8 protein-coding genes and 2 rRNA genes (1 of these 10 only partly in view) are annotated in these 12,540 nt (G+C 40.2%); 3 read left to right on the forward strand and 7 right to left on the reverse strand.

The window, feature by feature from the left end:
* Nucleotides 1–53: 53 nt before the first annotated feature.
* Nucleotides 54–1,238: an FtsW/RodA/SpoVE family cell cycle protein gene (locus MKZ17_RS19070; protein WP_340725285.1), complete on the reverse strand. Its 1,185-nt coding sequence runs from the start codon at nt 1,236–1,238 to the stop codon at nt 54–56.
* Nucleotides 1,239–1,495: 257 nt separating this feature from the next.
* Here MKZ17_RS19070 and argH point away from each other — a divergent pair, with 257 nt between their 5' ends.
* Both argH and MKZ17_RS19080 read left to right on the forward strand, forming a co-directional pair.
* Entirely contained in the window at nt 1,496–3,019 is a 1,524-nt protein-coding gene (gene argH, locus MKZ17_RS19075; protein WP_340725286.1) for an argininosuccinate lyase, read from the forward strand.
* Nucleotides 3,012–3,965 (forward strand): N-acetylglucosamine kinase, encoded by a 954-nt coding sequence (locus MKZ17_RS19080; protein ID WP_340725287.1) that lies wholly within the window; start codon nt 3,012–3,014, stop codon nt 3,963–3,965. Before argH ends, MKZ17_RS19080 begins: the two co-directional genes overlap by 8 nt.
* An 85-nt stretch (nt 3,966–4,050) precedes the next feature.
* Here MKZ17_RS19080 and MKZ17_RS19085 read toward each other — a convergent pair whose 3' ends face one another.
* The 4 genes from MKZ17_RS19085 to aceA all read right to left on the reverse strand — a co-directional run bounded on the left by MKZ17_RS19085 (nt 4,051) and on the right by aceA (nt 9,016).
* The gene (locus MKZ17_RS19085) at nt 4,051–4,428 is read right to left on the reverse strand and encodes a YkvA family protein (protein ID WP_340725288.1); all 378 of its coding nucleotides are present in this window, start codon (nt 4,426–4,428) and stop codon (nt 4,051–4,053) included.
* A 179-nt stretch (nt 4,429–4,607) separates the two neighbouring features.
* On the reverse strand, nt 4,608–5,300 hold the full coding sequence (locus tag MKZ17_RS19090) for a glycosyltransferase family 2 protein (RefSeq protein ID WP_340725289.1): 693 nt from the start codon (nt 5,298–5,300) through the stop codon (nt 4,608–4,610).
* Between the two features lie 156 nt (nt 5,301–5,456).
* Nucleotides 5,457–7,187, reverse strand: coding sequence for an adenine deaminase (gene ade / locus MKZ17_RS19095; protein WP_340725290.1), 1,731 nt, complete (start codon nt 7,185–7,187; stop codon nt 5,457–5,459).
* A 545-nt stretch (nt 7,188–7,732) separates the two neighbouring features.
* Nucleotides 7,733–9,016 (reverse strand): isocitrate lyase, encoded by a 1,284-nt coding sequence (aceA, locus tag MKZ17_RS19100; protein ID WP_340725291.1) that lies wholly within the window; start codon nt 9,014–9,016, stop codon nt 7,733–7,735.
* Between the two features lie 218 nt (nt 9,017–9,234).
* Between aceA and MKZ17_RS19105 the strand changes: the two genes are divergently transcribed.
* Nucleotides 9,235–9,906: a LytTR family DNA-binding domain-containing protein gene (locus MKZ17_RS19105; protein ID WP_340725292.1), complete on the forward strand. Its 672-nt coding sequence runs from the start codon at nt 9,235–9,237 to the stop codon at nt 9,904–9,906.
* Nucleotides 9,907–9,983: 77 nt separating this feature from the next.
* Here MKZ17_RS19105 and rrf read toward each other — a convergent pair.
* Nucleotides 9,984–10,099: ribosomal RNA gene (gene rrf / locus MKZ17_RS19110) — 5S ribosomal RNA — on the reverse strand.
* 58 nt (nt 10,100–10,157) lie between these two features.
* Nucleotides 10,158–12,540, reverse strand: a 23S ribosomal RNA gene (locus MKZ17_RS19115) (it continues 545 nt past the right edge of the window).

The following is a 12,540-nucleotide window of genomic DNA, read 5'->3' on the forward strand; positions in this document are numbered from 1 at the left end:
AAAGACCACCACTCCCTATAAAATCTTGGAGTGGTGGTCTTCTGTTTATGATTTCAATCTTCATCATAGTCAGCAAACATATAGTACTGGTGATGAAAATGCATACTGAAAATAAAGCCGAGTGCCAGTGCATTGCCCATTAGTGAACTACCGCCATAGCTAATAAACGGTAATGGAATGCCCGTAATCGGTAATAGCTGAATCGTCATGCCAATGTTTTCGAACACATGGAATGTAATCATTGCGATAATACCGGTGCAAACGTATGCACTATATGGATCCTTTACCTTCATTGCAATATTGATTAAATGATACATTAATATAAAATACATACAAATAACAAAACTCGCACCAATGAAACCCCATTCTTCACCAATAACTGTAAAGATAAAATCTGTGTGATTTTCGACTACATATACTTCACGATTAAAATAGCCTTTGCCAAATATTTCTCCAGAACCGATTGAATTCATTGAAGAAATTAATTGAAAGCCTTCATCTGATGCGTATGTGTAAGGGTCAAACCACGAAAAAATACGTCCCAATTTATAAGGCTCAATACCAAACTTATTTTTCAAAAAATCTTGCATGTTAAATACCATCCAAATAATAAGTCCACCAGCTGCTGTCCCTAGTGCAAATAATGGGGTAATAATGAGCCAGGATATTCCCGAAACGAGTATAAGTGCAATTGTAATAGCAATAAATACAAGTGCAGAACCTAAATCAGGTTGATCAAAAATAAGATAGAATGGTGCAATTAATAAACCAAATATTTTGATTAATAAATAGAAGTCGGTTTTCAAAGTACGCATATAATATTTTTCATTATGCAGGCTAATTGCTCTTGCACAAGCAAGTATGTAAAAAGTTTTCATGAATTCGGAAGGTTGAATATTGCCTAGTGGTGTATGATACCAACTTTTCGCCCCATTAATGACCTCTCCAATTTGCCCTTTTCCTTCTGGCATAAATATTAATACAACAAGTAGTAAAATACCTAAACCATATAGAAACCACGTGATTTTTTTATACTGCTCAATATCAAAATACATGACACATAGAATAATGAATGCCAAAAGACCGTAATAAATTATTTGCCGGGGAATAAAATTAATACCTGTATAGCTAGTCGTTTGAGCAGAAGAAATGGCTAGCAAACTAATACAAAAGAAAATGAATAAAATAGAAATTAATGTCCAATCAACCCTTTTTAAGAAGTGTTCTCTAATGTTCAATGGCCGGCCCCACTTTCATTCAAGTTATTTATAATTACAACGTTCAATTTGTAAAATTGTTCCTTTTTATTTACTTTGTATTAAATAGTCCTTCTTATAAAATATGCTTTGTCCCACGCAATTTATTTACTTTTTTATTTTGTTCCTCATAATAATTATTCAGTAAGCATTTATTATTAGAATTGATATAATTTTCTAACAATTGTAAGATTAAAGAATATGAACGTTTACTAGCATAGACTGGAGGCAGATTTTCTATGTACTTTCAAGATTTTCGCAATCGTGTTAATGAGGTAGAAGGCATTCAGTTCCCTTCAAATAGCTATCGTCAAATGGTATTACAGCCCGCCTATGATGAGGCACGTAAACATTTTTTAGATGCAATGGTCCAAATTCATATTGCTCATTTAAAAATGCTAGAGGAGCAAAATTTAGTGACTGCAAATGAAGCACGTCAAATTGGAGTAGCCATCAATAAATTAGATTTAGAATATTATAAGACGCGTGATTATAACCCTCAATTCGAAGATTTATTTTTCCGTATTGAAAATAAGTTAATTGAAATAGGTGGTGATATTTCAGGCAATTTACATATTGGACGTAGTAGAAATGATATGGGGATTGCGATTTATCGTATGACTTTACGTAAAAAAATGCTCACCCTTATGCAAGAATTGCTTTCTTTACGGAATTCACTCATTGCATTTGCAGAAGAGCATGTTGAAACAATTATGATTGGCTATACCCATACACAACAAGCACAACCAACAACTTTTGCCCATTATTTGAAAGCCGTCATTGATCAATTAACTCGCGATTACAAACGTATGCAAGCCGCTTATATGACAATAAATCGAAGTAGTATGGGTGCAGCTGCTTTAACGACAACTGGCTTCCCAATTAACCGTGAACGAATGCAAGAGCTTTTAGCATTCGACGACATTATTGAAAATGCATGGGATGCGGTTGCTGGTGCAGATTATATAGCAGAAACTGCGAGCATCGTCCAACTTGCTGCGCTAAACTTAGGACGTACATCTCAAGACTTTTTATTATGGGCAACACAGGAATTTAATGCATTCAAGCTCGCGAATCCATATGTGCAAGTTAGTTCCATCATGCCCCAAAAAAGGAATCCTGTATCGATTGAACATACAAGATCATTATTATCATCAGTAGTTGGCGATGCCGGCACGGTGCTACAAATGGTTCACAATACACCTTTTGGGGACATTGTAGATACAGAGGACGATATGCAGCCTTATTTATGGCGTGCCATTGACCGTTTAGTCGGGATTTATAAGCTGTTTGGAAGCTTAATCGTGACGATGGATGTTAATAAAGAAAGCTTATTAAAGCGCGCACAAAATAGTTTTGCTAACGTAACAGAGCTAGCAGATACTTTAGTACGCTCTGAAGGGATTTCATTCCGCCAATCTCATAAAATCGTAAGCTTGTGTGTGCGTGAACTCATTGTCAACAATGAAGAATCCCTTGCTGGACTAACATGGGAATTTACCAATTCGAAATGCTTAGAAATTACTGGGCGCCCTTTGAAAATTAATCAAAGTGCCTTTTATCAGGCCATTCAACCAGAGTATTTCGTCAATATTCGTACATTAAAAGGTGGACCATCCCCTGCTACAATGCGAGAATCATTAAATCGATCAGAAGAAGATTCCGCGCAATTAGAGCAGTGGTTAAAAGAGAAAACGGACGCCATTATACACGCAGAATCACAACTAGAGAAAATTTTGAAGAGGTGGACTGACAATGACTAATCACTATATTCTTGCTGTCGATGGGGGCGCAACTAAAACGGGAATGACCATTCGTACGTTTGATGGACGTGAACTGTTTTCTGCCACATCGACAAGCTCCAATTATCAAGCTGTCGGTATCGAACATGTACAGCATGTCCTTATTGGGCTGTTGCGTAGTGCTGCCGCGCATTTGTCCCAGCTACACATTGATGTAGCGGTGTTTGCCATTTCAGGTATCGATACAGCAAAGGATAAAAAAATCGTAGAAGAAATTATCGAAGAAAGCATCGCACGTAGTCCCTTTACCTTTGACCAGATTATTATTGAAAACGATGTCGAAGCAACCTTAAAGGGACTCGGAAATGATCATGTGAGTATCTTACTTTCAGGGACTGGGGCCATTTGCTATAGCTTTAGAAATGGGCAAGTATACCGTGCTGGAGGTTGGGGACACCGGATTGGAGATGAAGGAAGTGGCTACTGGATTGGCAAACATATTGCTAAGGCCATTTTTCGGGCCGCAGATGGTCGTAATGAGCAAACAGTATTAACGGACATTATTTTAAGGGAACACCATGTAGCAACTACTGATGAATTATTTAATTTAATTTATTCATCAGATTATACGAATGCTCGACTAGCTCGCTTTAGCTCGTGTTTGCAGCAAGCGGTTGAACTAGGCGATCATGTGGCTATTCATATTGCCAAAAAGGCTGCAGATGAGCTAGCGCTTCTTACAACAACGGTCTTAAAAAATGCTAAGTATAAAAATGGGGTACATACGCTATATTTAAATGGTGGCGTCTTAAAAAATACCCCTTCTATTGCAGATCCCCTAAAGCAACAATTACAAGAAGTATTTCCAGACCTTTCAATACAGCTCTGTGAGGATAAACCATTAGAAGCGATTGTTAAACGTGGACAAAGTGTACTACATGCAAAATTAGAAAATAAATCTGTTTAAGCGTACAGTAAAAAGGCAGTAACAATGATTTCAAAAGAATCGTGTTACTGCCTTTCTTCATTCTCATCATTTTTATTAAAATGACTTATTGCGAATCAGCTTTTCCAAATTTGGCTTCTACTAAATCCTGTGCTTCTATCTTCATCTCATCAGTAATTGACATATAGACCTTGCCTAAAGCAGCCAAAATAACAAAAGTATCATCAGTCAAACCAGCTAACGGTAAGAAGTCAGCTACTAAGTCAAAGGGTAAAATGAAATAACCTAATGCACCAAGCACAATGAGTTTACTCGACTTTGGCATATCTGGACTTTTTAATGCCACATAAAGCATGGCAGCTGCATTCATTGCCTTTTTGCTTAGACCGCCTCCGAAATTGACCATTTTATTTAAAAACTTTTTATCTGAATAATGCTTTTCTTGTTCATTAATCATTTTATCGAAATTATACTGTTCACTCATGGTCAGTCCCCTTTCTACTTATCAAGATTTTAGAACGATTGTATATATTTTTCACATAATGTATTCTACCCATTTTCTCTTTTTTAAAAATCTTTTGCTTTCCTACTACCATTTAGCAATAGCTTATTTACGGCTACTTTTAGAAAAAGTTTCATTTTCAATAGGGCGATTGTAGAGCATTATTTAAAAAAGTTAGTCCAAATTTGATGTAAGATTTTTTTCGTATCCAGTACTTCATCATAATAAATGACCGAGTTTTTTCGCAACTTTGCATGCCCTATCGGTACTTCATAAATCGGAACTTTACGTCTAATGGCCTCAACGAGCATATTCGTATCATAGCTAAAGGTCTCGCCCTTCACTTTATATAGCCACGTTAATTGTTGCTTTGGTATGTATCGTAAACCGGTTTGCATATCGAGCAAGCGCTTATGAAAGAAAAATTCAAATAATAATGAATTCGCATGATTTTGAAGCTGACTAATAAACGGAAAATCCGAATCTTTAAAATCTCGGACGCCTAATACAATGCCATCTGAAAACACCCTTGTACTCGCAATAATTTGCTCTACATCTAAAACGGAATGCTGTCCGTGTGCTCCTACTGTGACAATTCCTTTCGCGCGTGATACAGAGTTTAATACGTACTCCATCGCCGTCTTAATGGCACGACCTTTGCCACAGTTATTTTCATGTGTTAATACAATACAGCCGTCTTTACGGAGCAATTCAAATGTATTTTTGTACTTTCCGTCACTGCCATCGTTAATGACGATAATTTTTTCCACAGGCAATGCCTTTAGTTTCTTCACATAATCCACAATAACTGGTAATGGATTTAACGCGGGAATGACGACAATGACTGGCTCCATTTTATATCCTCCTTTAAAGTAGAAGAAATTCACAAAAAACTTAGCGGTATCTCCATTAAAACATATTTAATGCATGTTTAGTTGAACAAAATAAAACAATCGGCCGCTTTCCATCAAAAGAAAAACGACCGACTTACTATGCAGAAGAACAAAGATCTATGCCTCGATCTCCACTGGAATATGCTTAAATGCTGTCACATCAAATAACCCTGTATCCGTCAATTTAATATCTGGAATCACTGGTAACGCTAAAAATGATAATGTTAAAAATAAATGATAATCGATTGTTGGATGAATGATATGAAGTGCATCATGAAGCTTTTGCAACGCCTCTTTCGCTTCTTCAGCAACCGCATCCGTCATAATTCCACCAATCGGTAAGCTTAGCGACGCGAGCACTTTCCCTTGATCGACTATCACGAGACCACCTTGCATAGCTTGCAGCGCTTCTAGTGCAATCACCATATCCGTATCATTTGTCCCGACAACGATCGCATTATGAGAATCGTGGGCAATGGTTGTTGCCACTGCGCCTCTTTGAATACCTATACCATGAACAATTGCTACACCTTTTGTTCCTAAATTGTGATGACGCTCTATAACAGCAAGCTTTAATAAATCTTTTTTAATTGAAGGCATAAAGAAACCATTCTCTACATCGACTTTTGTTATCATTCGCTTTGTAATTAATTGATTCGGAACAATTTGAATGACATTCGCTTTATTTCCTTTGAACGGAATTGCAAAATCCTTTGCAACAAGCTTCGGTAAATGCATGGATTGTAAAATGGATGGTACAACGACAGATTTTTCTGGCGTTGGTGTTAACATGACACCATTTTCTGCAACCTTTTTACCATTTTTCCAAACTGTAGCAGCTTTCATCGATTGTAAATCTTCGAGGACTATAAAATCTGCTTCATAGCCTGTAGCAAGCGCACCCTTGTCCTTTAATCGATAGCACTCTGCTGCGTTTAAAGATGCTATTTGAATCGCTTGTAACGGTTCCATTCCTTCTGCAATCGCAAGTGCTACTGCATAGTTAATACTACCTTCTTCAATTAATTCATCCAAATGCTTATCATCTGTACAAAATGCGAAGCGACGGGCGTTTGCCGGTGTCACGGCTGGTAAAATTGCCTTTACATTTTTCGCTGCAGAACCTTCGCGCATTAGAACATACATCCCTTGTTCTATCCGATCTAGTGCCTCTTCTGCCGAAACACATTCGTGATCCGTTACTATACCCGCCGCGCGGTAACCACGGATTTGTGCACTATTTAAGCCAGCGCAGTGCCCGTCAATGACCATACCTGCATTTTGGGCTAACTGAATCTTAGCAAGCATATCATCTTCCCCATTCAGAACTGCTGGGAAATCCATTACTTCAGCTAACCCTAAAATTGATTTATGACCGACAAACTCTGCTAAATCTTCCGCCTTCAATATGGCACCAGCATTTTCAAATGACGTACCAGGTACACTAGAAGGGAGCATGTAATAAATATCCATTTCAACATTTTGACTATCATTCAACATAAATTCAAGGCCTGTCTTACCAGCAACGTTTGCAATTTCATGGGGATCCGTTACAATTGCAGTTATCCCGTGAGGCAGCATAATACGATTAAACTGTGATGGAGTTAACATAGATGATTCTATATGAATATGTGCATCAATTAATCCCGGAACAACATGCCTTCCTTCTGCATCAACAACCTCATGTGCTTTAAATTCATTGTTTTCATCAATCGCAATAATTTTGCCGTCAGCAATGACCAGATTTCCTTTACGCCAGCGTAAATTAAATACATCAGCAATTTTGGCATTCTGAATTATTAAATCCGCTAGTTCTCGCTTTTGGGAAACATTTATTTTTCTCTTCATACGGACACCTTCCCTAATTAATTTTATCTATCATACATTATTTTTCGAGAGTCGACTGCTTTAATCTCAAAATTTTTAATTATTTCACTTATTTTTCTGATAAAACATGAAAGTTTATATAAATAGGGAGGGGGGATGTAGAATTACTGTTGAATTATATTGTATGGAGAAGGTATAACAACGAAGGATAAATATATAAAACAAACGAGAATGCCCTTCTAGTCCCATCCTAACTAGAAAGACATTCCCTATTTTAAAACCCCTTTGTGTATATATGTGGGAGGCAATCCCGTTCTAAATCGTTTTCCAATCCGATAAAGAATAATATTGAGTAGAAGAAATGTTCAAGTTCAAGTTCAAAAGTTCTTTTGTGAAATAACGTTTACTTCATTATTGCTACTTTAAAAGTGAACAGTTAAATCGCTTCGGCATAACGATTATTTTCCTACGCTTGTTCCCCAACAGCGCTTTAAAGTAGCAATAGTAAGCTAAATTTTTCACAAGTTCTTTACAGTCCCCATTTGGGTGAATTAAGCTTCGTTAGCTTATACGAATTGCTCAGTTTCAGTTGAGCCAGCCATAGCAGTTGTAGAAGATTGACCACCTGAAATTGTTTGTGATACTTCATCAAAGTATCCAGTTCCAACTTCGCGTTGGTGACGAGTTGCAGTATAGCCTTTTGACTCAGCAGCAAACTCAGCTTGCTGTAGCTTAGAATAAGCAGCCATGCCATTATCTTTATAGTCATGTGCAAGCTCAAACATAGAGAAGTTTAAGCTATGGAAGCCTGCTAATGTAATGAATTGGAATTTATAGCCTAGCTTTCCTAACTCGCGTTGGTACTCAGCAATTTCATCATCTGTTAATTTCGCTTTCCAGTTAAATGAAGGTGAGCAGTTATATGCTAACAATTTCCCTGGGAATTTAGCGTGAATTGCCGTAGCAAACTCACGTGCTTCCTCTAACGACGGGTGAGAAGTCTCACACCAAATTAAATCTGCGTATGGTGCATATGCTAAACCACGAGCGATTGCTTGCTTAATGCCAGCATTTGTTCGGAAGAAGCCTTCTGGTGTACGCTCTCCAGTAATAAACTCTGCATCACGTGGGTCAATATCAGATGTTACCATGTCTGCAGCATCCGCATCTGTACGTGCGATTAAAATTGTCTCTACGCCCATAACGTCTGCAGCGAGACGTGCTGCAATTAAGTTACGTACTGCATTTTGTGTTGGTAGTAATACTTTACCACCTAAGTGACCGCATTTTTTCTCAGAAGCTAATTGATCTTCTAAGTGTACGCCTGAAGCACCTGCCTCAATCATACCCTTTACAAGTTCAAATACGTTTAACGGACCACCAAAACCTGCTTCAGCATCTGCTACGATAGGTGCAAACCAGTCAAACCCATCTTCACGGCCTTCTGCATGATCAATTTGGTCTGCACGTTGTAACGCTTGGTTAATACGTTTAACCACTGCTGGTACAGAGTTTGCTGGATATAATGATTGGTCCGGATACATTTGACCTGATAGGTTTGCATCAGCAGCTACTTGCCACCCCGATAAGTAGATTGCCTTTAAACCTGCCTTTACTTGTTGTACTGCTTGGTTACCAGTTAATGCACCTAATGCATTGATAAATGGTTCCTCATGTAAAGAGTTCCATAAACGTTTTGCACCCTTTTTAGCTAAAGTTTGCTCCTGTATGAAAGAACCTTGTAGCTTTACAACTTCCTCAGCTCCATATCCACGCTCAATCCCCTTCCAACGTGGGTTTTCATTCCATTCCTTTTTTAAAGCTTCAATTCGTTCCTGACGTGTTGTCATAATTCATTTCCACCTTCCCCAATGTGTTTAAAAAATATTCTGTTAGGAAAATTGTTATTCGACTGTTCCATAACAGTTATACTTGATGTAATATAATATATAACAGAATATTTTAATTTTCATTATTTTCCGATAAAACGGTGTTATTTTCCGACGAAGTATCTTATATTTGAGATGAACTACTAAAATTTGGATAATACAGAAGGAGCGATTATGAATTGAATTTTAATAATATTGCACTTGAAAAAAGTATATTAGAACAATATAAAGTACTTTTAGAAGATTGGATTCCAGCAGACGCTTCCATCGCGATTGCAATAAAAGATACATTTATTTATTTCCACTCCGGACATCATGATTTTTCAATAAAAGTAGGAGCAATAGTGCCCGAGGATAGTATTGCTTATAAGGTTATACAATCAATAAGTAAAGTTGAAGCGGTTTTGGATAGTACCCTATTTGAAACACCTTATTATGCAATTGGCTATCCGATATCATTTAATGGACAGCAGGGTGCTCTAGTTGTTGTATTACCACCACTATTTAAAATTGAGGATATTCAACAATATCAATTTTTAACGGGGAAACAAGGGGAAGACTGGATTCCTGTTCCGATTGAACAAATCTCTCACATAGAAAGCTTACAAAAAAGTACTTGGTTTTATAAAGATGGAGAGCAGTTCAAAACAGCCGTTACTTTAAAGGAACTACAAACCCGATTACCAAACAAATTTATTCGAATCCACCGTTCTTATATTATTAATATTTATTTCATAAAAAAAATAACAAGAGATATAACATCGAACTTTATACTTCAATTAAAGGATGGTACGGAGCTCCCTGTAAGTCAGTCCTATATCACTCATTTACGAAGTGTTTTAGAATTTTAATAAATACGCTTCATTTGATCAATTCAACACTTTTTTAAATACAAAAAAACCACTGAAATCTCAGTGGTTTTTACGTTGCGAAGCGACGTCCTACTCTCACAGGGGGAAGCCCCCAACTACCATCGGCGCTAAAGAGCTTAACTTCCGTGTTCGGTATGGGAACGGGTGTGACCTCTTTGCCATCATCACTTCACTATGAAAGTTTGTTCTTTCAAAACTGGATAAACGTTTCATTGAATTTGCAATAAAATGTGGTTAAGTCCTCGACCGATTAGTATTCGTCAGCTCCATACGTCACCGCACTTCCACCTCGAACCTATCTACCTGATCGTCTTTCAGGGGTCTTACTTACTTGCGTAATGGGAAATCTCATCTTGAGGGGGGCTTCATGCTTAGATGCTTTCAGCACTTATCCCGTCCACACATAGCTACCCAGCGATGCCTTTGGCAAGACAACTGGTACACCAGCGGTGTGTCCATCCCGGTCCTCTCGTACTAAGGACAGCTCCTCTCAAATTTCCTACGCCCACGACGGATAGGGACCGAACTGTCTCACGACGTTCTGAACCCAGCTCGCGTACCGCTTTAATGGGCGAACAGCCCAACCCTTGGGACCGACTACAGCCCCAGGATGCGATGAGCCGACATCGAGGTGCCAAACCTCCCCGTCGATGTGGACTCTTGGGGGAGATAAGCCTGTTATCCCCGGGGTAGCTTTTATCCGTTGAGCGATGGCCCTTCCATGCGGAACCACCGGATCACTAAGCCCGTCTTTCGACCCTGCTCGACTTGTAGGTCTCGCAGTCAAGCTCCCTTATGCCTTTACACTCTTCGAATGATTTCCAACCATTCTGAGGGAACCTTTGGGCGCCTCCGTTACCTTTTAGGAGGCGACCGCCCCAGTCAAACTGTCCGCCTGACACTGTCTCCTACCCCGCTAAGGGGCATGGGTTAGAAGTTCAATACAACCAGGGTAGTATCCCACCGACGCCTCCTTCGAAGCTGGCGCTCCGAGATCTCTGGCTCCTACCTATCCTGTACAAGTTGTACCAAAATTCAATATCAGGCTACAGTAAAGCTCCACGGGGTCTTTCCGTCCTGTCGCGGGTAACCTGCATCTTCACAGGTACTATAATTTCACCGAGTCTCTCGTTGAGACAGTGCCCAGATCGTTACGCCTTTCGTGCGGGTCGGAACTTACCCGACAAGGAATTTCGCTACCTTAGGACCGTTATAGTTACGGCCGCCGTTTACTGGGGCTTCAATTCGCAGCTTCGCTTGCGCTAACCACTCCTCTTAACCTTCCAGCACCGGGCAGGCGTCAGCCCCTATACGTCACCTTACGGTTTTGCAGAGACCTGTGTTTTTGCTAAACAGTCGCCTGGGCCTATTCACTGCGGCTCTCATGCGCTTGCACGCTCAAGAGCACCCCTTCTCCCGAAGTTACGGGGTCATTTTGCCGAGTTCCTTAACGAGAGTTCTCTCGCACACCTTAGGATTCTCTCCTCGACTACCTGTGTCGGTTTGCGGTACGGGCACCTCTCACCTCGATAGAGGCTTTTCTTGGCAGTGTGAAATCAGGAACTTCGCTCATACGAGCTCGTCATCACAGCTCAACGTTATAGTGTGCGGATTTGCCTACACACACGCCTTACTGCTTGAACAGAGACAACCAACGCTCTGCTTACCCTATCCTACTGCGTCCCCCCATTTCTCAAACGGTGAGGAGGTGGTACAGGAATATCAACCTGTTGTCCATCGCCTACGCCTATCGGCCTCGGCTTAGGTCCCGACTAACCCTGAGCGGACGAGCCTTCCTCAGGAAACCTTAGTCATACGGTGGACGGGATTCTCACCCGTCTTTCGCTACTCATACCGGCATTCTCACTTCTAAGCGCTCCACCAGTCCTTCCGGTCTGACTTCAACGCACTTAGAACGCTCTCCTACCACGCATACCAACGGTATGCATCCACAGCTTCGGTGAATCGTTTAGCCCCGATACATTTTCGGCGCAGCGTCACTCGACCAGTGAGCTATTACGCACTCTTTAAATGATGGCTGCTTCTAAGCCAACATCCTGGTTGTCTAAGCAACGCCACATCCTTTTCCACTTAACGATTACTTTGGGACCTTAGCTGGTGGTCTGGGCTGTTTCCCTTTTGACTACGGATCTTATCACTCGCAGTCTGACTCCCGTGTATAAATATCCGGCATTCGGAGTTTGTCTGAATTCGGTAAAGCGAGATGCCCCCCTAGTCCAAACAGTGCTCTACCTCCGGTATTCTCAATCACGAGGCTAGCCCTAAAGCTATTTCGGAGAGAACCAGCTATCTCCAGGTTCGATTGGAATTTCTCCGCTACCCACACCTCATCCCCGCACTTTTCAACGTGCGTGGGTTCGGGCCTCCAGTAAGTGTTACCTCACCTTCACCCTGGACATGGGTAGATCACCTGGTTTCGGGTCTACGACCACGTACTAATTCGCCCTATTCAGACTCGCTTTCGCTGCGGCTCCGTCTTCTCAACTTAACCTCGCACGTAATCGTAACTCGCCGGTTCATTCTACAAAAGGCACGCTATCACCCATTAACGGGCTCTAACTACTTGTAGGCACACGGTTTCAGGATCTATTT

It is taken from the genome of Solibacillus sp. FSL R7-0682 (assembly GCF_038005985.1).
GTDB lineage: Bacteria > Bacillota > Bacilli > Bacillales_A > Planococcaceae > Solibacillus.